This is a genomic window from Micromonospora sp. NPDC004540 (assembly GCF_040610095.1).
In the GTDB taxonomy this organism is placed as follows: Bacteria; Actinomycetota; Actinomycetes; order Mycobacteriales; family Micromonosporaceae; genus Micromonospora.
Window position 1 is genome coordinate 13,368 of record NZ_JBEXLR010000059.1, and the last position, 23,830, is coordinate 37,197.

General features: G+C 74.9%; 20 protein-coding genes. 9 read left to right on the plus strand and 11 right to left on the minus strand.

Annotated elements, in window-relative coordinates; all coding sequences use genetic code 11:
* Positions 1 to 9: 9 nt before the first annotated feature.
* Genes ABZV78_RS19870 through ABZV78_RS19890 form a run of 5 tightly spaced genes read right to left on the minus strand, consistent with a single transcriptional unit; the run spans position 10 to position 7,556 of the window.
* On the minus strand, positions 10 to 1,098 hold the full coding sequence (locus ABZV78_RS19870; RefSeq protein ID WP_355640507.1) for a uroporphyrinogen-III synthase: 1,089 nt from the start codon (positions 1,096 to 1,098) through the stop codon (positions 10 to 12).
* Entirely contained in the window at positions 1,098 to 1,445 is a 348-nt protein-coding gene (gene nirD, locus ABZV78_RS19875; RefSeq protein ID WP_355640509.1) for a nitrite reductase small subunit NirD, read from the minus strand. The genes ABZV78_RS19870 and nirD overlap by 1 nt, the downstream gene beginning before the upstream one ends.
* Entirely contained in the window at positions 1,442 to 3,964 is a 2,523-nt protein-coding gene (gene nirB / locus ABZV78_RS19880) for a nitrite reductase large subunit NirB (protein WP_355640510.1), read from the minus strand. Before nirB ends, nirD begins: the two co-directional genes overlap by 4 nt.
* Positions 3,961 to 5,451 carry an FAD-dependent oxidoreductase gene (locus ABZV78_RS19885; protein WP_355640512.1) on the minus strand — a complete coding sequence of 497 codons (1,491 nt, stop codon included), beginning with the start codon at positions 5,449 to 5,451 and terminating at the stop codon, positions 3,961 to 3,963. Before ABZV78_RS19885 ends, nirB begins: the two co-directional genes overlap by 4 nt.
* Positions 5,448 to 7,556: a molybdopterin oxidoreductase family protein gene (locus ABZV78_RS19890; protein WP_355640514.1), complete on the minus strand. Its 2,109-nt coding sequence runs from the start codon at positions 7,554 to 7,556 to the stop codon at positions 5,448 to 5,450. The genes ABZV78_RS19885 and ABZV78_RS19890 overlap by 4 nt, the downstream gene beginning before the upstream one ends.
* 146 nt (positions 7,557 to 7,702) lie before the next feature.
* Here ABZV78_RS19890 and ABZV78_RS19895 point away from each other — a divergent pair, with 146 nt between their 5' ends.
* From ABZV78_RS19895 to glmM, 7 genes are all read left to right on the plus strand, one after another.
* The gene (locus tag ABZV78_RS19895) at positions 7,703 to 8,398 is read left to right on the plus strand and encodes a class I SAM-dependent methyltransferase (RefSeq protein WP_355640516.1); all 696 of its coding nucleotides are present in this window, start codon (positions 7,703 to 7,705) and stop codon (positions 8,396 to 8,398) included.
* 78 nt (positions 8,399 to 8,476) lie between these two features.
* Complete coding sequence (locus tag ABZV78_RS19900; RefSeq protein WP_189195456.1) at positions 8,477 to 8,737, plus strand: DUF6364 family protein; 261 nt, start codon at positions 8,477 to 8,479, stop codon at positions 8,735 to 8,737.
* Positions 8,727 to 9,020, plus strand: coding sequence for a type II toxin-antitoxin system PemK/MazF family toxin (locus tag ABZV78_RS19905; RefSeq protein WP_355640518.1), 294 nt, complete (start codon positions 8,727 to 8,729; stop codon positions 9,018 to 9,020). The genes ABZV78_RS19900 and ABZV78_RS19905 overlap by 11 nt, the downstream gene beginning before the upstream one ends.
* 123 nt (positions 9,021 to 9,143) lie before the next feature.
* The gene (locus ABZV78_RS19910) at positions 9,144 to 10,517 is read left to right on the plus strand and encodes a nitrate/nitrite transporter (protein ID WP_355640520.1); all 1,374 of its coding nucleotides are present in this window, start codon (positions 9,144 to 9,146) and stop codon (positions 10,515 to 10,517) included.
* Between the two features lie 192 nt (positions 10,518 to 10,709).
* On the plus strand, positions 10,710 to 11,153 hold the full coding sequence (gene rplM / locus ABZV78_RS19915; RefSeq protein WP_091262713.1) for a 50S ribosomal protein L13: 444 nt from the start codon (positions 10,710 to 10,712) through the stop codon (positions 11,151 to 11,153).
* A 20-nt stretch (positions 11,154 to 11,173) separates the two neighbouring features.
* Positions 11,174 to 11,638: a 30S ribosomal protein S9 gene (gene rpsI / locus ABZV78_RS19920; protein ID WP_030501567.1), complete on the plus strand. Its 465-nt coding sequence runs from the start codon at positions 11,174 to 11,176 to the stop codon at positions 11,636 to 11,638.
* Between the two features lie 119 nt (positions 11,639 to 11,757).
* On the plus strand, positions 11,758 to 13,113 hold the full coding sequence (gene glmM / locus ABZV78_RS19925) for a phosphoglucosamine mutase (RefSeq protein ID WP_355640522.1): 1,356 nt from the start codon (positions 11,758 to 11,760) through the stop codon (positions 13,111 to 13,113).
* A gap of 5 nt (positions 13,114 to 13,118) precedes the next feature.
* Here the strand turns inward: glmM and ABZV78_RS19930 are convergent, their stop codons facing one another.
* Positions 13,119 to 13,865, minus strand: a complete 747-nt coding sequence (locus ABZV78_RS19930) for an ABC transporter ATP-binding protein (RefSeq protein ID WP_355640524.1) — start codon at positions 13,863 to 13,865, stop codon at positions 13,119 to 13,121.
* Between the two features lie 2 nt (positions 13,866 to 13,867).
* Positions 13,868 to 16,702 carry an FtsX-like permease family protein gene (locus tag ABZV78_RS19935; protein WP_355640526.1) on the minus strand — a complete coding sequence of 945 codons (2,835 nt, stop codon included), beginning with the start codon at positions 16,700 to 16,702 and terminating at the stop codon, positions 13,868 to 13,870.
* A 93-nt stretch (positions 16,703 to 16,795) separates the two neighbouring features.
* On the opposite strand from ABZV78_RS19935, the gene ABZV78_RS19940 reads away from it, so the two are divergent.
* On the plus strand, positions 16,796 to 17,401 hold the full coding sequence (locus tag ABZV78_RS19940) for a PadR family transcriptional regulator (RefSeq protein WP_355640528.1): 606 nt from the start codon (positions 16,796 to 16,798) through the stop codon (positions 17,399 to 17,401).
* A gap of 67 nt (positions 17,402 to 17,468) precedes the next feature.
* Here the strand turns inward: ABZV78_RS19940 and ABZV78_RS19945 are convergent, their stop codons facing one another.
* From ABZV78_RS19945 to ABZV78_RS19955, 3 genes are read right to left on the minus strand one after another with little or no spacing between them, the layout of a single operon-like run.
* On the minus strand, positions 17,469 to 18,578 hold the full coding sequence (locus ABZV78_RS19945) for a beta-eliminating lyase-related protein (protein ID WP_355640530.1): 1,110 nt from the start codon (positions 18,576 to 18,578) through the stop codon (positions 17,469 to 17,471).
* Positions 18,575 to 19,762, minus strand: a complete 1,188-nt coding sequence (locus tag ABZV78_RS19950; protein WP_355640532.1) for a pyridoxal phosphate-dependent aminotransferase — start codon at positions 19,760 to 19,762, stop codon at positions 18,575 to 18,577. The genes ABZV78_RS19945 and ABZV78_RS19950 overlap by 4 nt, the downstream gene beginning before the upstream one ends.
* A 60-nt stretch (positions 19,763 to 19,822) precedes the next feature.
* Complete coding sequence (locus tag ABZV78_RS19955; RefSeq protein ID WP_355640534.1) at positions 19,823 to 20,737, minus strand: MmpS family transport accessory protein; 915 nt, start codon at positions 20,735 to 20,737, stop codon at positions 19,823 to 19,825.
* A 303-nt stretch (positions 20,738 to 21,040) separates the two neighbouring features.
* On the opposite strand from ABZV78_RS19955, the gene glmS reads away from it, so the two are divergent.
* The gene (glmS, locus tag ABZV78_RS19960; protein WP_355640536.1) at positions 21,041 to 22,954 is read left to right on the plus strand and encodes a glutamine--fructose-6-phosphate transaminase (isomerizing); all 1,914 of its coding nucleotides are present in this window, start codon (positions 21,041 to 21,043) and stop codon (positions 22,952 to 22,954) included.
* A gap of 65 nt (positions 22,955 to 23,019) precedes the next feature.
* On the opposite strand, the gene ABZV78_RS19965 is transcribed toward glmS, so the two are convergent.
* Positions 23,020 to 23,830: alpha/beta hydrolase (locus ABZV78_RS19965; RefSeq protein WP_355640538.1), on the minus strand; the 811-nt coding region annotated here is incomplete at its 5' end.

The following is a 23,830-nucleotide window of genomic DNA, read 5'->3' on the forward strand; positions in this document are numbered from 1 at the left end:
GGCGGCGGGTCAGTCGACCCGCAGCCGGTAGCCGCGCTTGACCACGGTCTGCACCACGCGGGGGGCGTCGAGCCCGACCCGGAGGCGGGCGACCGCCATCTCCACCGCGTGCTCGTCCGCGCCCCGGGGCAGGGTACGCAGCAGGGCGGTACGGGACAGCACCTTTCCCGGCGCGGCCGCGAGCGCCCGCAGCACCGCCATCGGGGCCGGCGCGAGCGGGCGTAGCTCACCGTCCACCACCGCGGCGTGGCCGCGCAGGGTCAGCAGGTGCCCGCCCGCCTTCACGGTCACCGTCCGGCGGGGCAGCTCGTCGACGATCGTCCGGACCAGGGCGCCGAGCCGGGCCCGGTTCGGGGCGCTCACCGGCACCCCCCGCCGCACCAGGGGCTCGGCGGTGACCGCCCCCACGCAGCTCGCCAGCACGTCCCCGCGCAGGGCCGCCAGCACCGTCTCGGTCCGGTCCCCGGCCGCCCGCAGCAGCGCCTCGGCCGCCGGGGCGGAGGTGAACGTGACCGCGTCGACCAGCCGCCCGGCGACCAGGTCGATCAGCCGGTGCAGCGGCGCCGGGTCGGTCGGCGGCGCCCAGCGGTAGACCGGCACCTCGATCACCGTGGCCCCGGCCGACTCCAGCGCCTCGGTGCACTCCGGCTGCCGCTCGCCGTGCAGTTGCAGCGCGATGACCTGGCCGGCCACCCCGCGCCGGACCAGGTGCTCGACCACCTCGTCGCAGCTCTCCGAGGCGGGGGACCAGTGCTCGCGCAGCCCGGCCGCCCGGATCGCCCCGGTCGCCTTGGGACCGCGGGCCACCACGTACGACCGGGCCAGCACGCCGCGCAGCGGCTCGGCCAGCCCCCAGCCCTCGGCCGCCTCCAGCCAGCCGCGCATCCCGATGCCGGTGTTGGCCATCAGCACGTCCGGCGGGCGCTCCAGGCAGGTCCGGGTGGCCTCGCGCAGGTCGGTGTCGTCGGCCAGCGGCACGATCCGCAGCGCCGGGGCGAGCACCACCCGCGCGCCCCGGCGCTGGAGCAGCGCGGCCAGCTCGTCGCGCCGCCGGTCCGCGGTGACCCCGATGGTGAAGCCGGCCAGTTCCTCCCGCATCACTCCTCCTGTCGCAACCGCACCTCGACCAGCCCGTTCCGGCAGCGCGCCTCGTGCCGCCGCAGCGCCACGCCCGGGAGGTCGAGGCACCGCCCGGTGGTCAGGTCGTAGACCTGCTTGTGCAGCGGGGAGGCGAGCGTCGGCAGGCCGCCACGGCTGCCCACGATCCCCCGGGACATCACCTGCGCGCCGCCGACCGGGTCGAGGTTGTCGACCGCGTACAGCTCGCCGCCGGTGCGGAAGAGGGCCACCTGCACCCCGTCGACCAGGGCGGCCACGCCGCGGTCCGGGTCCAGCCGGTCCAGCGGGCAGACCGCCGTCCAGGCCAGCATCGTCGGGGCGCTCATCGCCGTACCTCCGGCACGCCCAGCGCGACCGGCTGGCGGCGACCGTCGGCGCCCGGTGGGGCGCCGCGGGCGGGCACCGGCTGACCGCGTTCGACGGCGAAGGTGATGGACGGGTCGGGCACGTCGGGGGCGTTGACGAAGGAGGTGAAGCGGCGCAGCCGCTCCGGGTCCTCCAGCACGTCCCGCCACTCGTCGGAGTACCCGGCGACGTGCCGGGCCATGGCCGCGTCGAGTTCGGCGCAGAGCCCGAGCGAGTCGTCCACGAGCACCGACCGGAGGTGGTCGAGGCCGCCGTCCATGGCCTCGATCCAGGCGGCGGTGCGCTGCAACCGGTCGGCGGTGCGGATGTAATAGATCAGGAATCTGTCGATCAGTTGAATCAGCGCGTCTGTCGACAGGTCGGTGGCGAACAGGTCGGCGTGGCGCGGCCGGAAGCCGCCGTTGCCGCCGACGTAGAGGTTCCAGCCGGTCTCGGTGGCGATGATGCCGAAGTCCTTGCTCCGCGCCTCGGCGCACTCCCGGGCGCAGCCGGAGACCGCCGACTTGAGCTTGTGCGGGGCGCGCAGGCCCCGGTAGCGCAGCTCCAGCGCGACGGCCAGCCCGACCGAGTCCTGCACCCCGTACCGGCACCAGGTCTCGCCGACGCAGGACTTCACCGTGCGCAGCGCCTTGCCGTACGCGTGGCCGGACTCGAAGCCGGCGTCCACCAGCCGGCGCCAGATCTGCGGGAGCTGTTCGACCCGCGCACCGAACAGGTCGATCCGCTGCCCGCCGGTGATCTTCGTGTAGAGCCGGAAGTCCCGGGCCACCTCGCCGATCACGATCAGCTTCTCCGGGGTGATCTCGCCGCCGGGGATCCGGGGCACCACCGAGTAGCTGCCGTCGCGTTGCAGGTTGGCCAGGAAGTGGTCGTTGGTGTCCTGGAGGGACGCCTGCTCGCCGTCGAGCACGTGCCCGGTGCCGAGCGAGGCGAGGATCGAGGCCACCACCGGCTTGCAGATGTCACAGCCACGCCCGCGCCCGTGCTCGGCGATGAGCTGGGAGAAGGTGCGGATGCCCCGGACCCGGACGATGTCGAACAGCTCCTGCCGGCCGGCGTCGAAGTGCTCGCAGAGCGCGCGGGACTGCTGCACCCCGGCCGCGTCGAGGAGCTGCTTGAGCATCGGCACGCAGGAGCCGCAGCTCGTGCCGGCCCGGGTGCACGCCTTCAGCGTCGGCACGTCGGTCGCCCCGCCGGCGATCGCCGCGTCCAGGTCGGCCCGGGTCACCGCGTTGCAGGAGCAGACCTGCGCGGCGGCCGGCAGCGCGCCGGCCCCGGCGCCCGCACCGCCCGCCGGGGCCAGCAGTGCCAGCGGGGGAGCGGGCAGCGGCCCGCCGACACTCGCCCGCAGCGTCGGGTACGCGCTCGCGTCGCCCACCAGCACGCCGCCGAGCAGCGTCTTCGCGTCGTCGGAGAGGACCAGCTTCGCGTACGCCCGGGTGGCCGGGTCGGTGAAGGTGACGTCGAGGCAGCCCGGGGTGACGCCGTGCGCGTCGCCGAACGAGGCCACGTCCACGCCGAGCAGCTTGAGCTTGGTGGCGGTGTCCGCGCCGGGGAAGGTGGCCGCCCCGCCGAGCAGCCGGTCGGCGACCACCTCGGCGGTCGCGTAGCCGGGGGCGACCAGGCCGTGGCAGGTGCCGTCCACCGCGGCGCACTCGCCGACCGCCCAGATCCGCTCGTCCGCCGTCCGGCAGCCTGCGTCGACCAGCACCCCGCCGCGCGGCCCGATCGGCAGCCCGGCCGCCCGGGCCAGCTCGTCCCGCGGCCGGATGCCGGCGGCCACCACGACCAGGTCCGCGCCGACCGTGCGCCCGTCGGAGAGCTCCAGCGCGCCGACCGTCCCGTCCGGGCCGGGGCGCAGCGCGCTGGTGGCCACCCCGAGGTACGTGGTGACGCCCAGTTCCTCGACGTAGCGGCGGAGCATGGCCCCGCCCGCCTCGTCCACCTGCACCGGCATCAGCCGAGGCGCGAACTCGACCACGCTGGTGTCGAGGCCCAGCAGGCGCAGCGCGTTCGCCGCCTCCAGGCCGAGCAGCCCACCACCGATCACCGCCCCGGTGCGCCGGCCCTCGGCGTGCGCCCGGATCGCGGCCAGGTCGTCCAGCGTCCGGTAGACGAAGACCCCCGGCAGATCGGTGCCGTCGACCGGGGGCACGAACGCGGACGAGCCGGTGGCCAGCACCAGCGCGTCGTACGGGTGCTCGCCGGCCGCGGTCCGCACCACCTGCCGCGCCCGGTCGAGCGCCAGCGCCGGCTCGCCCAGCCGCAGCTCCACCCCGTCGTCGGGGGTGTGCAGGTTCAGCTCCTCGGCGCTCACCCCGTCGAAGTAGGCCGAGAGCCGCACCCGGTCGTACGCCGGCCGCCGCTCCTCGCCGAGCACCGTGACCTGCCAGCGCCGGTCCCCGTCCCGGGCCCGCAACGCCTCGACGAAGCGCTGCCCGACCATGCCGTTCCCAACGACCACCAGCCTGCCGCTCATCGCGCCACCTCCACCGCGTCGCGGTTTGTCCCTGCACTCGGTTCCTGGCGTCCCGCCACCGGATCCACCTCGGCGAGCCACCCGGCGATCCCGGCCACCGCGTCCCGGCAGCCGCCGCAACCGGTGGCCGCCCGGGTCGCCGCGGACAGCTCCGCGACGGTGCGGGCGCCGGCCCGCCAGCACGCCACCAGGGCGCCCTTGCTCACGTCGTTGCACTGGCACACCGTGGCCGCGTCCGGCATCAGCGCCGGGGACGCGGCGGGGGTGGCCGGGGCCGCGCCGAACGCCCGCCCGAGCAGCAGCGACCGCCGGTCCGCCGGCACCGGCGCGCCCCGGTCGAAGAGCTGCACCACGGTGCCGACCGCCGGGTTGTCGCCGAGGAGGATGGCCCCGGTGAGCCGCTCGTCGCGGATCCGCAGCCGGGCGTACGTGCCCCGGGCCGGGTCGGCGAAGGTCAGCTCCTCGACCGGCCCGCCCCCGTCGGGCGTGCCGGCGGCGTCGCCCATCGCGGCCAGGTCGATGCCGGCCGCCTTGAGCCGGGTCACCACCGGCCGCGGCCGGTAACGGACCAGCGGATCGTCGCCGATCAGCACCTCGGCCACCACCCGGGCCTGCGCCCAGGCCGGGGCGACCAGGCCGGTCAGCGTCCCGTCGTGCTGGGCGCAGTCGCCGATGGCCGAGATCCGCCGGTCGCTGGTGCGCATCCGGTCGTCCACCACCACGCCCCGGTCCACGGTCAGCCCGGCGGCGGCGGCCAGCGCGGTGTCCGGGCGTACGCCGCAGGAGAGGACCAGCAGGTCGGCCGCGAGCGAGTCGCCGTCGCCGAGGTCGAGGCGGACTCCGTCGGCGTCGGCGGCCACCCCGGTCGCCGTGACGCCCAGCCGGGTGCGCACCCCGAGCCCGGCGAGGGTGCCGGCGAGGACCGCGCCGGCCGGCTCGTCGAGCTGCCGTTCCATCAGGTGCCCGACCGGGTGGATCACGGTCACCTCCAGGCCCCGGGCGGCGAGCCCGCGGGCCGCCTCCAGCCCGAGCAGCCCGCCGCCGAGCACCAGCGCGCGGCGGGCGCCCCGGGCGGCGGCGAGGATCCGCCGGCAGTCGTCCAGGGTGCGGAACGGGACCACCCGCTCGGGGAGCGGGTCGAGCCCGGGCAGCGGCGGCACCAGGGCCCGGCTGCCGGTGGCCAGGACCAGGTGGTCGTAGCCGTGCCGGTCGCCGTCGGCGGTGCGTACCTCGCGGGCGGCCCGGTCGACGGCGGTGACCGCGGCGCCGGTGCGCACGTCCGCGCCCTGCCCGGCGACCTCGGCCAGCTCCACGTCCGGCTCGCCGATCTTCCCGGCGAGCAGGGTGGAGAGCATGATCCGGTTGTACGCCCGGTGCGGCTCCGCCCCGAGCACGGTCACCTTCCGGTCCCCGCCGCGGGCGTGCAGTTCGGCCGCGAGGCGGGCGCCCGCCATGCCGTATCCCACGATCACGATGCGCTCGGTCATGCCTTCTCCACCCGGACGGCGCAGATCTTGAACTCGGGCATCCCGGAGACCGGGTCGACGGCGTCGTTGGTGACCGAGTTGGCGCGCGCCGCGCCCGGCCAGTGGAACGGCGCGAAGACGGTGTCCGGCCGGATCGTTGGGCTGAGCCGGGCCGGCGCGCGCAGCTCGCCGCGGCGGGAGACCACCCGGACGTCGTCGCCCTCGGCCACGCCGAGCCGACCGGCCAGGTCGGGGTGCAGCTCGACGAAGCCGCCGGGGGCGGCCCGGCGCAGCGCCGCGACCCGCCGGGTCTGCGCGCCGGACTGGTAGTGGGCGAGCACCCGACCGGTGGTGAAGTGCAGCGGGTAGTCGGCGCAGACCGGCTCGGCGGCCGGCCGGTGGGTCACCGCGCGGAACCGGGCCCGGCCGTCCGGGGTGGGGAACCGGTCGGCGAAGAGCCGCGGGGTGTCCGGGCCGTCCTCGTCCGGGCAGGGCCAGAAGACGCCGGTGTCGGCGTCGATCCGGTCCCAGCTGACGCCGGCGTAGTCGGCGGGCCCGCCGGCCGAGGCACGGCGCAGCTCGGCGAAGACCGCCGCCGGGTCGGTGGGGAACGCGCCGGGCGCGTCGAGGCGGGCGGCCAGCCCGGCGAGGACGGCCAGGTCGGAGCGGACCCCGGCCGGCGGCTCGCGCAGCGCGCGGCGGCGCAGCACCCGACCCTCCAGGTTGGTCATCGTGCCGTCCTCCTCGGCCCACTGCGCGACGGGCAGCACCACGTCGGCCAGGTCGGCGGTCTCGGATCGCAGGAAGTCGGCCACCACGAGCAGGTCCAGGTCGCGCAGCCGGGACTCGACCCGGGCCGCGCGGGGCGCGGACACCACGGGGTTGGAGCCGAAGACCAGCAGCGCCCGGGGGCCCTGCGCGGTGCCGAGCGAGTCGAGGAGCTGGTAGGCCGGCACGCCCGGTCCGGGCAGCGCCGCGGGGTCGACGCCCCAGACCGCGGCCACGTGCTCCCGGGCGGCCGGGTCGTCGATCCGCCGGTAGCCGGGGAGCTGGTCGGCCTTCTGCCCGTGCTCCCGGCCGCCCTGCCCGTTGCCCTGCCCGGTGAGGCAGCCGTAGCCGGAGCCGGGCCGGCCGGGCAGGCCCAGGGCGAGCGCCAGGTTGATGAACGCGGTGACCGTGTCCACGCCCTTGGCGTGCTGCTCCGCGCCCCGGGCGGTGAGGATGACCGCGCGGTCCACGGTGGCCAGCGCCCGGGCGGCCGCCTCCAGGTCGGCCACCGGCACCCCGGAGAGGCGTTCCACCTCGGCCGGCCAGCAGCCGGCCACGGTCCGCCGGACCTCGTCGAAGCCGGTGGTCCGGTCGGCCACGTACGCCCGGTCGAGCCAGCCCTCGGTGAGCGCGATGTGCAGCAGCGCGTTGGCCACCGCCAGGTCGGTGCCGGGCAGCGGTTGCAGGTGCAGGTCCGCCTGGCGGGCTGTGGCGGTGAGCCGGGGGTCGACCACGATCAGCCGGCCGCCCCGCTCGCGCTGGTCGGCGAGGTGGCGCATCAGCGGCGGCATGGTCTCGGCCGGGTTCGCGCCGACCAGCAGCAGGGTGTCCGCCCGGCCGAGGTCGGCGAGGGGGAAGGGGAGGCCCCGGTCGACGCCGAAGGCGCGCAGCCCGGCCGCCGCGGCCGAGGACATGCACCAGCGTCCGTTGTAGTCGATGTGCCGGGTGCGCAGCGCCACCCGGGCGAACTTGCCGAGCGCGTACGCCTTCTCGTTGGTCAGCCCGCCGCCGCCGAAGACCGCGACGGCGTCCCGCCCGTGCCGCTCCTGGACCGCCCGCAGCCCGGCGGCCACCCGGTCGAGCGCCTCGTCCCAGCTCGCCGGGCGCAGCTCGCCGCCGGGCCGGTCGCGCAGCAGCGGGGTGGTCAGCCGGTCGGGGTGGTCGAGCAGCTCGGCGGAGGTCCAGCCCTTCTGGCAGAGGCCGCCGCGGTTGGTGGGGAAGTCCCGGGGCGTCACCTCGATCCGCTCCCCGGCCTCGCGCAGCACCATGCCGCACTGGAGCGCGCAGTACGGGCAGTGCGTGGCCGCCTCCCGGGGTCGTACCCCCGGTGGAGTCGCCAGGCGTGCACCGTCTGTCATGTCGGGAAAGCGTGCCGGGGGGCGGTTTCCGGTCCGGGTCCCTTCTGTTTCGGTCCTGTCAAGAGCACCTCACACCGCACGGGAGTGACGGGACGGTCGGCAGGACTTAGAATGTGGGACGAATATCCCGGATTTTGGGAGGCGCGATGAGTGTGGCGGACGCGTTCGACGCGGTGGCGGGGAGCTACGACGCGGCCCGGCGCCGGCTGGTGCCCTGCTTCGACGCCTTCTACGGCACGGCGGTCGAGGTGGCCGCGCCACCGCTGCGGGCGGCGCTCGCGGCGGGGCGTACCCCCGAGGTGCTGGACCTGGGCGCGGGCACCGGCCTGCTCTCCCTGCTGTTGGCCGCGGCCGTCCCCGGAGTCCGGCTGACCCTGGTGGACGGGGCGCCCGGCATGCTCGCGGTGGCCGCCGGTCACCTGGCCGCCCGCGGGGTGCCGCACCGCACCGTGCTCGCCGACCTGGCCGACCCGCTGCCCGCCGGCCGCTACGACGCGGTGGTCTCCGCGCTCGCCATCCACCACCTGGACGACGACGGCAAGCGGGCGCTCTACCGGCGGGCGGCCGAGGCGCTGGCGCCGGGCGGCGTCTTCGTCAACGCCGAGCAGGTGGCCGGCCCGACGCCCGCCCTGGACCGGCGCTACGACGAGGTCTGGACGGCCCGGATCACCGAGCTCGGCTCGGACGCCGCGGAGATCGCCGGGGCCCGGGAACGGATGCGGCACGACCGGCCGGCGCCGGTGACCGACCAGTGCCGCTGGCTCGCCGAGGCGGGCCTGGTGGACGTGGACTGCTTCTTCAAGGAGTGGCGGTTCGCCGTCTTCGGCGGCCGTCGTGCCTGAGCGTGCCCGGGTGTCCGGTTCGGCGACCGGTGCGAGCGGGGATGACTGACGGTCATACCGGTGGGTAATCTTTCCGGCATGACCGCCAAGGTGACACTGTCCTTCTCCGACGAGACGATCGAGGAGGCCCGCCGGTTCGCCAAGCGGGAAGGGCTGTCCCTCTCCGCCTGGATGGACCAGGCCGCCCGGGAGAAGGCGCTGCGCGAGGTCTTCACCGCGCACGCCGAGGCGGTCGCCCGCGCCGGCCTGGACCTGGAGTCGGCCGCCCTGGCCGACGCCCAGGAGGCCGCACTGGTGGACGACGCGCTGTTCGGCGGCGGGCGTCCGCGTGCTGCGTAGGGGAGAGGTCTGGCGCATCTCCGGCGCCCGGGAACGGCTCGGCCTGGTCATCAGCTCCGACGTCTACAACTCCACCGCGGTGCCGATCGTGATCGTGGTCGAGGTGGTCGAGGAGTCGCTGCTGCGCGACTCGCCCCTGGCCGTGCCGATGGGCGCCTACGTGGTGATGCCCGACCGGCTCTCCTCCCCCATGAAGAAGTGGTTCACCGAGTGCGTGGACGTGGCCGACACCGAGACCATGCAGCGGGTCGGCCGGGCGCTGCGCATCCTCCAGGAGATCTGAGGCGCTTCACCACCGCCCGCCGGCGGACGTGCGATCTCCGTTTCCGGACCGACCCGCGACGGGCACGGCCGGGAAACCGCCCGTTCCTAGCGTTCCCCTCGTCACCGACGAGGAGGAGTCGCCGTGAGCACGCTCGCTTCCCCCACCACCCTGGCCCCGGCCGACGCCGGGCGCCCGGGACGGATCACCGAATGGCGCCCGGAGGACCCGGAGTTCTGGGCCACGACCGGTGCGCCGGTCGCCCGCCGCAACCTGTACGTGTCGATCTTCGCCGAGCACGTCGGCTTCTCCGTGTGGAGCCTCTGGTCGGTGATGGTGCTCTTCCTGGGCCCCGAATACGGCATCGACCCGGCCGGGAAGTTCCTGCTCACCGCCGTGCCGGCGGCCCTGGGGGCGGTGCTGCGGCTGCCGTACACCCTGGCGGTGGCCCGGTTCGGCGGGCGGAACTGGACCATCGTGAGCGCGCTGCTGCTGCTGGTGCCGGCGGTGCCCATGGCGGTGCTGATCGAGCCCGGCGTGTCGTACGCCACGCTCATGGTGCTGGCCTGTCTGACCGGCGTCGGCGGCGGCAACTTCGCCTCCTCCATGGCGAACATCAACCTGTTCTTCCCGGAGCGGCTCAAGGGGCGGGCGCTCGGGCTCAACGCCGGCGGCGGCAACCTCGGCGTGCCGGCCGTGCAACTCGTCGGGCTGGCGGTGCTGGCCACCGCGGGAGCCGCGTACCCCCGGCTGGTGCCGGCGGTCTACCTGCCGCTGATCGTCCTCGCGGCGTTGGCCGCGGCGCGCTGGCTGGACAACGTCCCGGGGGCGCGCAACGAGCCCGGCGCGCTGCGCGCGGCGGCCCGCGACCCGCACACCTGGGTGATGTCCCTGCTCTACATCGGCACCTTCGGCTCGTTCATCGGCTTCGGCTTCGCCTTCGGCCAGGTGCTCCAGCTCCAGTTCCACGACCGGTTCCCGACCCCGGTCGACGCCGCCTGGGTGACCTTCCTCGGGCCGCTGATCGGCTCGCTGATCCGGCCGTTCGGCGGCCAGCTCGCCGACCGGCTCGGCGGGGCCCGGGTCACCTTCTGGAACTTCGTGGCGATGGCCGCCGGCGCCGGGCTGGTGCTCTACGCCGCCCGGGACCGGTCCTTCCCGCTCTACCTGACCGGCTTCCTGGCGCTCTTCGTCTTCTCCGGGATCGGCAACGGGTCGACCTACAAGATGATCCCGGCGATCTTCCGGGCCCGGGCCGCCGCCGAGACGGAGCTGACCGGGGACCGGGAGGCGGCCGACCGGCGGGCCCGGCGGCTCTCCGGAGCCTTGATCGGCATCGCCGGGGCGGTCGGCGCCTCGGGCGGCGTGCTGGTGAACGTGGCGTTCCGGCAGTCGTTCCTGACCTCCGGCACCGCCGACGCCGCCTACCTGGCCTTCATCGGCTGGTACGCGCTCTGCTTCCTGGCGACCTGGGCCGTGTACCTGCGGCCGGGACCGCGTAAGCTCTCCGGCGTGTGACCTCCGCCATGGGGAAAGGCGCAGGCCACGCGGGGTGAGACCCCGTTTTGACCTGCCGCCGGGCGGCCGGGTATCGTTGCCTGCTGTTGTACGACATTCTTAGGCGTGCCGCATCAGGTACGCTTGGTCGTTCGTGCGCGCCTGGTCACCTCGGCGCGCGACCCCAGACCGACGACGAGACAAGGTAGACCTGTGCGTACGTACAGCCCGAAGCCGGGTGAGATCGAGCGTCAGTGGCACGTCATCGACGCCTCTGATGTCGTGCTGGGCCGCCTCGCGACCCACGCCGCCACGCTGCTGCGTGGTAAGCACAAGCCGACTTTCGCGCCGCACGTCGACACGGGCGACTTCGTCGTCATCGTGAACGCGGGCAAGGTCGCGCTGACCGGCAACAAGCGCCAGACCAAGATCGCTTACCGCCACTCCGGCTACCCGGGTGGTCTGAAGCAGGTCGGCTACGACGAGCTGCTGACCAAGCGGCCCGAGCGGGCCATCGAGCTGGCCGTGAAGGGCATGCTCCCGCACAACAAGCTGGGCCGCCAGATTCTCAAGAAGCTGAAGGTCTACGCCGGTGCCGAGCACCCGCACGGCGCGCAGCAGCCGGTGCCGTTCGAGATCAAGCAGATCGCGCAGTGAGCGCGGGCGAAGGAAGCAGCATGACCGACATCACCGCCACCGAGGTCGCCCCCGAGGCCACCGAGGCGCCGGCGCCCGTCGCGCGCGCGCCTCGTGGCGACCGCCCGATCCAGACCGTGGGTCGGCGCAAGGAGGCCATCGTCCGGGTCCGCATCGTCCCGGGCAGCGGCAAGATCACCTGCAACGGCCGTGACCTCGAGGCCTACTTCCCGAGCAAGGTGCACCAGCAGCTCATCAAGGACCCGCTGGTCACCGCCGAGAAGGCCGAGGCCTTCGACGTGATCGCCAACCTGCGGGGCGGCGGCACCACCGGCCAGGCCGGCGCGCTGCGGCTCGCCATCGCCCGGGCGCTGATCGTCAGCGAGCCCGACGACCGCCCGGCCCTGAAGAAGGCCGGCTTCCTGACCCGTGACGCGCGGGTCAAGGAGAGCAAGAAGTACGGCCTCAAGAAGGCCCGTAAGGCTCCCCAGTACTCGAAGCGCTGATCACCAGCAGCGCCGTGTACTTCTGACGGACGGCCGGGTCCGCCTTCCCTTCCCGGGGAGGTGGCCCGGCCGTTCGGCTGTTCTCCTCTCATCGGCAGTTCCATCGGAGGTTGGCGGGTATGGGCCGGTTGTTCGGCACGGACGGCGTACGCGGGCGGGCGAACGCGGATCTCACCCCGGAGTTGGCGCTCGCGGTGGCGGTGGCCGCCGCCCACACGCTGGCCGAGACCGACAAGAGTCATCCGCCGCTCGCCGTGGTCGGCCGGGACACCCGGGCCAGCGGCGAGATGCTGGAGGCCGCCGTGGTCGCCGGGCTCACCAGCGCCGGCGCCAACGTGGTCCGGGTCGGCGTGCTGCCCACCCCGGCGGTGGCGTTCCTCACCGCCGAGGCCAAGGCGGACCTGGGCGTCATGCTCTCCGCCTCGCACAACCCGATGCCGGACAACGGGATCAAGCTCTTCGCCGCCGGCGGGCACAAGCTGCCCGACGAGATCGAAATGCAGATCGAGGCCGCCGTCGAGGCGAACGCCACCACCGCCTGGGAGCGCCCGATCGGCGCCGGGGTCGGCCGGGTGCACGACCTGCTCGACGGCGCCGACCACTACGTCCAGCACCTGGTCGGCACCGTGCCGCACCGGCTCGACGGGATCAAGGTCGTGGTCGACTGCGCCAACGGCGCGGCCGCCGACGTCGCCCCGGTGGCCTACCGGGAGGCCGGCGCCGAGGTGATCGCCATCTGTGCCGAGCCCGACGGCCTGAACATCAACGACGACTGCGGCTCCAACCACATCGACGCCCTGCGCGCCGCTGTGGTCGAGCACGGCGCGCACCTCGGCATCGCCCACGACGGCGACGCCGACCGTTGCGTCGCGGTCACCGCCGACGGCGAGGAGGTCGACGGCGACCAGGTCATGGCGATCCTCGCCCTGGCCATGCGGGAAGCCGGCGAGCTGACCCAGGACACCCTGGTCGCCACCGTGATGAGCAACCTCGGCCTGCGACTGGCCATGTCCGCGCAGGGCATCCGGCTGGTCGAGACCAAGGTCGGCGACCGGTACGTGCTGGAGGAGCTGCGCGCCTCCGGCCTGGCGCTGGGCGGCGAGCAGAGCGGGCACATCGTGATGCCGGCCTACGCGACCACCGGCGACGGCGTGCTCACCGGCCTGCACCTGATGTCGCGGCTGGCCGCCACGGGCAAGTCCCTGGCCGAGCTGGCCTCGGTCGTGACCAAGCTGCCCCAGGTGCTCATCAACGTCCCGGTCGGCGACCGCACCGTCGGCGCCGCCGCGCCGGCCGTCCGCGCCGAGGTCGAGCGGGCCGAAGCCGAGCTGGGCGAGACCGGTCGCGTGCTGCTCCGCCCGTCGGGCACCGAGCCGCTGGTCCGCGTCATGGTCGAGGCCGAAACCGAGGCGACCGCCCGCTCCGTCGCCGAGCGCATCGCGGAGCAGGTGCGCGGCGCCAGCCCGGTGGGCTGACCCGCCTACAAACGCAGCCGCGTGACCCGGTCGTAGGTGTCGGCCGGGTCCTCGCCCCCGGTGAGGTCGAGGTCCTCGACCAGCCGGCCGTCACCGAGGCGGATCAGGCGGTCGCAGCGGGCGGCGATGGCCCGTTCGTGGGTCGCCAGCAGGATCGTCATGCCGTGCCGGTCGCGCAGGTCGAGGAGCAGGTCGAGGATCTGCGCGCCGGTGGTCGAGTCGAGGTTGCCGGTCGGCTCGTCGGCCAGCAGCAGGCGGGGCGCACCCATCAGCGCCCGGGCGATGGCCACCCGCTGCTGCTGGCCGCCGGAGAGCTGGGCGGGCAGTGCGCGTTCCCGGCCGGCCAGGCCCACCGCGTCCAACAGCTCCCGGGCGCGGGTCGCGTGGTCGGCGCGGCCCCTGAGGGGCAGCACCGGTGCGATCACGTTGTCCAGCACGGTCAGCGCGGGCAGCAGGTGGTAGCGCTGGAAGACGAAGCCGACCCGCTGGCGGTAGCGGGCCAGCGCCGCCCGGCGCAGCGCGGTGACCTCCACGTCGTCCACCGTCACCGTGCCCCGGTCGGCCTGTTCGATGGCGCCGATCAGGTGCAGCAGCGTGGACTTGCCGGAGCCGCTCGGACCGGTCAGCGCCACCACCGATCCCGCCGCGACCTCGAGCGACACGTCGTCGACGGCGGTGAGCCGCTCGGTGCCGCTGCGGAACTGCCGGACCAGTCCGGCGGTGCGGACCGTGCTACCCGTGGTCGCGTTCATGGTCACTCCTCTGCCAGCAGTCGTGCGGTGGGAAGGCGGCGCAGCAGCGCGGCCGGTACGAGCGCCGCCAGGCAGGTGACCAGCACCCCGGCCAGCGCCACGGTGGCGGCCACCGTCACCAGTGCCGCCGGCAGATCCCCGACCAGCCAGGCCGCCCCGCCGAGCCCGAGGCCGGCGCCGGCCAGCGCGCCCAGCGCGCCGAGCAGGAAGCCCTCGTAGGCGACCAGGCGGGCCAGCGCGGCGTCGGTCCAGCCGGTGGCGCGCAGCGTGGCCAGTTCGGCGGCGCGGTCCCGGATGTTCAGGTAGAGCACGTCGGCGACCGCGCCGGCCCCGAGCAGCACCGTGGCCGCCGCCGCGAGGGCGTCCGCCCCGCGCACGCTGAGCGACACGGTGTCCCCGAGCAGGCTGCCCACGATCGCGCCCCGGAAGGCGTAGGCCGCGGCGGCGACCAGGGTCAGCGCGGCGACCCCGATGGCCAGCGCCCCGGCGCCGAGCAGGGTGCGTCCGGGGGTGCGGACCAGGTTCACCACGGCCAGGCCGGGCAGGGTGCGCGGCCGGCGTACCCAGCGGGCGGTGGCCACCGGCGGGCGCAGCGCCGCGGCCGGGTGGGCGCGCGCGGCCCGCAGCGCCGGCGCCAGGCCCGCGACCAGCGCCAGCAGCAGAGCGACAGGTACGGCGAGCAGCGCCCGCCGCCAGTCGACGCCGATGTCCAGGGCCGCGCCGAGGGGGAACGCCAGGCCGACGGCGAGCAGCCCGGCAGCCAGACCGAGCGCGGCGACCTCGCCGAGGATCAGGGCGCCGATCCGCCGGGCCGACCAGCCGAGGCAGGCGAGCACCGCCAGTTCGGGACGGCGGTCCCGGACGGCGGCGGAGACAGCGTTGCCGAGGAAGAGCACGCAGACCACCAGCACCAGCAGCAAGAGCCCGGCGCTCTTGCGGTCGACGGCCTTGGTGATGGTGGAGGCGACCCCGAGCGCCGACCAGTTCTCGGTCAGCCGCAGCTCGGGGCGACCGAACGAGCCGGCCGGTAGGTCCACGGTCTGCGGTGCCGGAGAAGAGCCGAGGGTGATGTCCACGTCCAGGCCGGTCTCGGTGGCGATCCGCTCGGCGATCAGCCGCACCCGCTCGGCGGACCGCTCGCTGTAGCCGTGCACGTCGGCGACCCGGACCCGGATCGCACTGATCGGCGCGGTGCGCTGCGGGGTGCTGCCGCCCTCCAGCAGCTTGGGCACGCTGGCAAGGTTGGTCAGCAGTAACGGCGGCGCGGACAGGTAGCCGGCGGGGTTGCCGCTCGGCTCCAGCGGCCGGTCGCCCAGCGCGGCCCGGCTGCGCTCGTCTGCGCCCTCGGCCACCGGCGGCTCGTACGTCTCCAGCGGCAGCTTGCCGAGGTCGCTGAAGCCAGCCAGCTTCTCCGGGTCGAACACGCCGACCGCCTGCCACCGCCGGAGCGGGGTGATGTTCCCGCCGCTGGGCAGGATGAGCCGGCGCAGGGGACGAGCCCCCACGTCCTCGGTGAGCCAGGGACGGGGCAGCCAGCTGAAGTCGCGTTCGTTCCCGAAGACCTCCGACGCGGCCGGCGGCACCGCGGCGGCGTGCAGCTCGTCGCCGGGTCGCTCGTCGTACGTCACCGCACCGGGCTGGGTGATGATCTGCAGCTGCCCGAAACAACACCTGCCCTGCTCGGAGACCCCTGCCGCGAGCTGGGTCCGGTAGGCGTCCGCCAGCTCCGCCCGGGCCACACCGGCCGGCGTGCCGGCTCCCCGTCCGAGCGTCTCCTCCAGCTCAACGGCCGGCATTCCGGCCGGCCGGGCGGCGGGCAGCCGGGTGAGCGTGGCCCGTAGTTCGCTGTCGAGATAGGGGCGGCTGGTGGCCAGCACCGGAACCGACTGGTTGAGGGCGGTGCCGAGCAACTTCTCGCCCACCGCGTCGTCGGCCCGCAGAGGGCGGCCGTCCGTCACGGTGCCCGCCAGGCCGACGAGGCGCTGTTCCGCCTCCGGGTCCACGGCGGCGAGCAGGAACGGCACGGTGACCGGCTCGGTCAGCGTCAGCCGGTGGGAGGTCGCCGTGACGGCGTCGCCATTGTCCGCGAGGACGCCGTTCTGCGCCTCGAAGCGGCCGTCCGGCAGCAGCCGGACCGGGACGACCCACCAGTTGTCCCGCTCGGAGAGCACGCCGCGGTTGCCGAGCAGGGCACCACGCTGCGGGTCGCAGATCGGCCGGCTGCTGCCGTCCGGCTGCACCTCCCGGGCGGCCGGTCCACACACGTCGTCCACCGGGTAGTGCCGGCCGTCGCTGTACGGGAACGTCTCCGGGGCCTCCGGGTCGAAGACCGGATGGATGAGCGGGTGCTTCGTCACGTACACGTAGCGCGGCTTGCCTGCTGCCCTGGACAGGCCCCGCTCGGCGACATAGGTGGGGTCGATCCGGATCACCTGCCGGTCGAGTGACCGGTCGACCGCCGTCGTGAGATCCAGTCGCAGCGGCACGGCAGAGGTCGAGTAACCGATCATCGCGATGGGCGCCGCCACGTCCACCCCGGCGACGGTTCTCACCCGCTCGTACTGGTCGGTGGTGATGCCGCCGTACGTGTCGGAGAGGTAGTTGGGCCGGACCAGGCCGCGGGCGGTCTCGAGTGGCGTGCGCGTCCCCTTCGGGCGGACCAGGATGTCGTAGGCGGCGCGGGTGTTCCGTTCGACGGTGCCGGTGACCGCCAGCCGGGAGGTGGTGGTGGCGCCGGTCAGGACGACGAAGCCGGTGGTGGCCACCAGCACGCCGACCAGCAGCGCCACCGACCGTCCGGCACGGCCGCGAAGTTGCCCCCAGATGAAGTGGAACATGTCGCGCCTCCCCGTGTGCTGACCCACACTGTGCGCGATACATTGTCACAATGCAAGATCGGATGCCTGTCCGGAACCGGATCGGAGGAGACGGTGGCGATCCAGCACGCGGTCCTGGCCCTGCTCGCCCGTGGTCGCAGCTACGGCTACGAGCTGAAGGGCGCTTTCGAGGGGGCGGTCGGCCCGCAGTGGGGCCCGCTCAACATCGGGCACCTCTACCAGATCCTCGACCGGCTCTCCCGGGACGGACTGGTGGTCGCCGAGCGGCAGGCCCAACCGGTCAAGCCCGACCGGGTGGTCTACGAGATCACCCCGGCCGGGCGTGCAGAGCTGGACCGCTGGCTCGCCGAGCCCACCCCGCGCAGCGGTGGCTTCCGGGACGACTTCTTCCTCAAGGTCACCGCCGCGGCGCGGTCGGGCGAGGCGGGAACCGTCCGCACCGTCCTCGGCAACCAGCGTGCCCACCTCATGCGGGAGCTGCGCAACCTGGACGGGCTGCGCCGTCGGGCCGACGACCCGGTGGTCCGGCTGCTGCTCTCGGCCGCCGGGCGGCACGTCGAGGCCGACCTGGCCTTCGTCGACGACGCCGAGTCGGCGCTGCTCGCCGACGGGGGCGCGGTGCTCGCCGGACTCGCCGCCGACCACCCGCCGGCCGCCGCACCGGGAGCGGAGCCCCGACCGGACCGGGCCACCGGCTGACCCGATCCGGTCACCCTCGCCCGGTCGCTTGTCTTCCGGTGCGATCGGGCGGGTCTGCCGGCGGGTTTCAGGAGGATGGCAGGCGGCGGAGGAAGCGGTCGGCCAGGTCGAGGATCTGGTCGGGGTCCAGCTCCAGCGCGGGACCGGCGATCGTCACCTCGGTCAGCGCCAGCCCGGGCACCTCGGTGTCCCGCCAGCCGCCGGCGAACCACGCCTTCTCCTCCTCGGCGAGGGCGAGGTTGGCCGCGTTGAGGTCGTCCGCCGAATGTGGCAGCCAGAGCCGGAACTGGTGGGTGTGCGGGGGTGCCGGGTGGACCCGGGCGCCCGGCAGGGTGGCGAGCGACTCGGCCACCACCTTCGCGTGCGCCACGTAACCGGCCAGCCGGGGTAGTTCCCGCTCCAGGCCGGCGAGCGCGGCGAGGGCGGCCGGCCACTGCTGGAACAGGGTGCCCCCGTAGCGGTGCCGCCAGGCGCGGGCGTACCGGACCAGCTCGGCGTCGCCGGCCAGGGCCGCGCCGGAGTGGCCGCCCAGGGACTTGTAGAACGAGACGTACGTGCTGTCGGCCAGGGCGGCGACCTCGGCCGCCGAGTGCCCCAGGTGGACGGTGGACTCCCAGAGCCGGGCCCCGTCCAGGTGCACCCGGGCGCCCCGCTCCCGGGCCGCGCCGGCCACCGCGACCAGCTCGTCCCAGGTCGGCAGGACGAACCCGGCGTCGCGCAGCGGCAGCTCCAGGAAGAGCGTGCCGATCGGCTCGTCGAGCGCGGTCACCTCCTCGGCCGTCGGGTTGCGCGGCGCCTCCGTGGTCCGGATCGCCCGCAGCCCGCCGAGCACCGCGTACGCGTCCCGCTCGTGCAGCAGCGGGTGGCTGAGCGGGTGCAGGCCGACCGCGTCCCGTCCGGTCAGCTCGGCGCCGTGGCGCATCGCGACCTGCTGGGCCATCGTGCCGGTGGGGAAGAAGGCGGCCGCCTCCACGCCGAGCAGCTCGGCGACCCGGCGCTCCACCCGCTCCACCGCCCCGCCGTCGCCGTAGAAGTCGGGCAGCAGGTCGTCCGGTACGGCCGCGCCGAGGGCCGCGAGCTGCTCCCGCACCGAGGCCGGCCGGACGCCGGAGAGCACCGTGTCGCAGTCGCGCTGCGCGGCGAGCCGGCGCATCCGGTCGGCGTACGCGTCGGTCATGCGTCCCCCCTGAGCCGGCGCAGCCGGGTGACCGCCTCGGTGAGCACCTCGGGCCGCTTGCAGAACGCGAAGCGGACCAGCCGGCGGCCCGCCTCCACGTCGTCGTAGAAGACCTGGGTCGGCACCGCCACCACGCCGCAGCGCTCCGGCAGCGACCGGCAGAACTCCACCCCGTCCCGCCCGCCGAGCGGGGTGACGTCGGCGGTCACGAAGTAGGTCCCCTCCGGGGTGAGCACCCCGAACCCGGCGTCGGTGAGGCCGGCGACGAGCTGGTCCCGCTGCCGCTGCAGGCCGGCGCGGAAGTCGGCGAAGTAGGCGTCCGGCAGGCCGAGCGCGACCGCCACGGCCGGTTGCAGCGGCCCGGCGTTGACGAAGGTGAGGAACTGCTTCACCCGCAGCACCGCGGCGACCAGCGGCGCCGGGCCGCTCACCCAGCCGACCTTCCAGCCGGTGCAGGAGAACGTCTTGCCCGCCGAGGAGATGCGCAGCGTCCGCTCGCGCATGCCGGGAAGCGTGGCCAGCGGCAGGTGCGGGGCGGCGGCGTCGGTGAAGACGAGGTGCTCGTAGACCTCGTCGGTGACCGCGTGGACGTCGTGCTCCTGGCACAGCTCGGCGACCAGGGCCAGCTCGTCGGCGGTGAAGACCTTGCCGGTCGGGTTGTGCGGGGTGTTCAGCAGCACCAGCCGGGTACGCGGCCCGAACGCCGCGCGCAGCTCCGCCGGGTCGAAGGCGTAGCCGCCGTCGGCGGCGGGACGCAGCGTCACCGGGCGGCGGACCGCGCCGGCCAGGGCGATCGAGGCCGCGTACGAGTCGTAGTAGGGCTCGAAGCAGACGACCTCGTCGCCCGGCTCGCAGAGGGCCAGGATGCTCGCCGCGATCGCCTCGGTGGCGCCCGCGGTCACCACGATCTCGCCGTCGGGGTCGTACTCCAGGCCCCAGAACCGCCGTTGGTGGGCCGCGACGGCCGCGCGCAGCGCCGGGATGCCCGGGCCCGGCGGGTACTGGTTGTGGCCGGAGCGCAGCGCCTCGGCGGCCGCGGCGAGCATCTCCGGCGGGCCGTCGGTGTCGGGGAAGCCCTGCCCGAGGTTGACCGCGCCGGTGCGCACGGCCAGCGCGGACATCTCGGCGAAGATCGTGGTGCCGAACGGCCGCATCCGGGCCACCAGCGGATCGGTCGTCGTCACGCCGGCCAGCCTACGGCCCGGCGTCGACGCCGCAAGACCACCGCCTTCCGGCCGCCGGCGTCACCAGCCGAAGCAGGTCGCGCCGTACTCGCCCGAGTCCTGCGAGACGACCTTCCCGTCGATGGTGATCCGGCAGCTCGCCTCGCCCGAGCCGGTGGGCGACGCGATGATCTGCACCCGTTCCCGGTCGTTCGCGGTGAACGCCAGCCGCCACGGCGACCGCACCCCGTCGAGCTGGAGGAAGTCGGCGTTGGCGTCGTAGAACTGCACGTCGACGGCGGCGGTGCCGGTCACCTCGTACACCACCCTGAACCGGCCGGGCCCGCCGGACGGGGTGGTGGCGGGGACCGGTGCCGCGTCGTCCGTGGGCTCACCGGCGAGGCCGCCGTCGGGCTCGTCGAACTCCGGGTCGTACGGCTGCCCGGAGGTGGCCGAGTCGTCCACGAAGCTGCCGAGCACGCCCAGGCCGACGCAGCCGCAGAAGGCGAGCACCAGGGCGACGACCACCGTCACCACGACGGCCACGACCCAGTTGCCGCCCGACCGGCGCGGCGCCGGCCCCGGGTACGCGTACGGCGGCGGGTAGCCGGCCGGGGGCCAGCCCGGCCCGGAGGCGCCGCCGGGCCAGGGCGGGGCGCCCGGTGCGCCGGCCGGGTGCACCGGCGGGCCAGCCGGGCCCGGCCCTGCTCCCGGGGTCGTCCAGCCGGCCGGGCCCGGCGTTGCCGTCGGGTCCGTGCCCGGGCCGGGCGGCGCGGGCGTCCCGGCGGCGCCCGGCGCGGCGGCTCCTGGCGAGGCCCACGGGTTCGGGGTCCAGGGCGTCGGCGTCCAGGGGGCGGGCGGCGCCCAGGGCTGCGGAGCGGCGAGCGGGTCCGGCGGGATCCAGGTGGTGGGCTCCGGGGCGGTCGGGTCGCTCGGGCCGGCGCTGTGCCCCGGCTCGCTGTGCCCCGGCTCGGGGGTGGGGGTCGTCTCGGACATCGGCTCAGCTCGCAGGGGACGGCGCGGACGACCGCGGGACGGGCGGGGCCGGGGGCGTCGCCCCGACCGGGGGCCCTCAATGTACGGCCCGGCGACCAGTTCGCACGCACCCGCGCGGGTTGCCCGTGCGGGCCCGGCCGGACGCGTCGGCCGCCGGACCGGTGCCCGGGCCTCAGCCCCACCGCAGTATGTGAGAGGTTTGTCCGATCCTCGACATCCGCTCACCGGTTCGCTCAAATTCAGTGATCGTTTACCCGGCTTCCGAGCACGCACGATGAGCGAAACTAAGTTAGGCTGCGGACCATGTGTGGAATCGTGGGTTACGCCGGTGCGCGCCCGGCGCTCGGCATCGTGCTGGACGGACTGCGGCGGCTGGAGTACCGCGGCTACGACTCGGCGGGCGTCGCCGTCGTCTGCGACGACGAGCTACTGATCGAGAAGAAGGCCGGCAAGCTGGCCAACCTGGAGAAGGTCCTCGCCGAGCGTGCCGCCAGCGACCCGGAGTCCTGCGCCGCCAGCCCGATCGGCATCGGCGACGGCACCACCAGCATCGGCCACACCCGGTGGGCCACCCACGGCGGCCCGACCGACCGCAACGCCCACCCGCACCTCTCCCCGGACGGCCGCGTGGCCGTAATCCACAACGGCATCATCGAGAACTTCGCGAAGCTCCGCGCCGAGCTGGAGGCCGACGGCGTCGAGTTCGCCAGTGACACCGACACCGAGTGCGCCGCGCACCTGCTCGCCCGCTCGCTGGCCGACCTGCGCTCGGCCGGCGAGGTCGACAGCCCGCAGCTGCTCGCCTCCGCCATGCGGCTGGTCTGCCAGCGGCTGGAGGGCGCCTTCACGCTGCTCGCCGTCGACGCCGGCATCCCCGGCGCGGTGGTCGGCGCGCGGCGCAACTCGCCCCTGGTGGTCGGCCGCGGCGACGGCGAGAACTACCTGGCCAGCGACGTGGCCGCGTTCATCGAGCACACCCGCGACGCGGTCGAGCTGGGCCAGGACCAGATCGTGCTGATCACCCCGGAGAGCATCGAGATCACCGACTTCGCCGGGCAGCCCGCGACCGGCAAGGACTTCCACATCGACTGGGACTCGTCGGCCGCCGAGAAGGGTGGCTACGACTGGTTCATGCTCAAGGAGATCGAGGAGCAGCCGCAGGCCATCGCCGACACGCTGCTCGGCCGGCTCACCGAGAGCGGCGAGATCGCCCTCGACGAGGTCCGTCTCAGCGAGCAGGACCTGCGCGACGTCGACAAGATCTTCATCGTGGCCTGCGGCACCTCCTACCACGCCGGCCTGGTCGCCAAGTACGCCATCGAGCACTGGACCCGCATCCCCTGCGAGGTGGAGCTGGCCAGCGAGTTCCGCTACCGCGACCCGGTGCTGGACCGGTCCACGCTGATCGTGGTGATCTCGCAGTCCGGCGAGACCATGGACACCCTGATGGCGCTGCGCCACGCCAAGGAGCAGAAGGCCCGCGTCCTGGCCATCTGCAACACCAACGGCTCCACCATCCCGCGCGAGTCCGACGCGGTGCTGTACACGCACGGCGGCCCGGAGATCGCGGTCGCGTCCACCAAGGCCTTCCTCACCCAGGTCGTCGCCTGCTATCTGATCGGCCTCCACCTGGCCCAGGTGCGCGGGATCAAGTTCGCCGACGAGGTGGGCGCGGTGGTGGCCCAGCTCCAGGAGATGCCGGGCAAGCTGCGCGAGCTGCTCGACCGGATCGAGCCGGTCCGCGAGCTGGGCCGTGAGCTGAAGTCCGAGCCGACGGTGCTGTTCATCGGCCGGCACGTGGGCTACCCGGTGGCCCTCGAAGGCGCGCTGAAGCTCAAGGAGCTGGCGTACATGCACGCCGAGGGCTTCGCTGCCGGTGAGCTGAAGCACGGCCCGATCTCGCTGATCGACAAGGGCACGCCGGTGATCTGCATCGTGCCGTCGCCGGTCGGCCGCGGCATGCTGCACGACAAGGTCGTCTCCAACATCCAGGAGGTGCGCGCCCGGGGCGCCCGCACCATCGTGATCGCGGAGGAGGGCGACGAGGCGGTGGTCCGCTACGCCGACCACCTGATCTACGTGCCGCGCACGCCCACGCTGCTGGCCCCGCTGGTGACCACGGTGCCGCTCCAGGTGCTCGCCGCCGAGATCGCCGCGGCCCGCGGGCACGACGTCGACCAGCCTCGGAACCTGGCCAAGTCGGTCACCGTCGAGTAGCCGACCCCGTCGCGGCCCCTCCGTCCCAGGGCGGAGGGGCCGTGCCGTCTCCGGCCCCCGGGCGGTCATGTGCCCAGCACGATCCGGGCCATCCCGTCCAGCGCGGGGTTGCCGGGATCCCAGTAGCCCGCGTGCCCGTGCCGCCCGCTGGGGAAGCGCCGGCCGCCGAAGCCGGGAGTGCTCGGGTCGGTGCCGAACCAGAGCCGGTCGCCGTGCGGGTCGAGCAGCGCCGCCGCCGGGCCCAGCGGCGTGCCGGCCAGCACCGCCCGGCGGGCCAGCTCGTCCGGTGGCCGGGCCAGCCGGATCACGTCGTCCGGCGCGGTGGCCGCCCAGACCTGGCCGGGCGGCACCCGCAGCTCGGCCGCGTGGTCGACGCCCACGCCGGGGGAGCCGACGAAGACCAGCGCGTCGGCGCTCAGCCCGTGGTCGCGGGCCGCGGTGCCGACCACCAGCGAGCCGTAGCTGTGCCCGAGCACGGTCTGCCGGGCGGGCGGCCCCTCGTGCGAGGCCCGCAGCCCCTCCTGGAACCGGTGCAGGGCCGGCCCGGCGTCGTCGGCCTGCCGGCCACGCGCCGCCTCGGGCAGGAGGTCGGGCGCGTCGAAGTCGAGCCAGAGCACGGCCGCCGCCTCCGTTTCCGGCGCGAGCGCCGCGCACCGCTCCAGCACCCGGGCGGCCCGGCCGAGTTCGCCCGGCGCGTCGGCGAGGTCCGCGGTCATCCCCGGGACGTACGTCAGCACGGCGCCGGCCCGGTCCGGGTTGCCGAGCGCCACCACCGCCCGCCCGTCCCCCGCCGGGTCCAGCCCGAGCAGGTACGCCCGCGGCGCACCGGGCGCGGCCAGCCGCTCGCCGAGCCCGTCGAGGCCGCGCAGCGCCGCC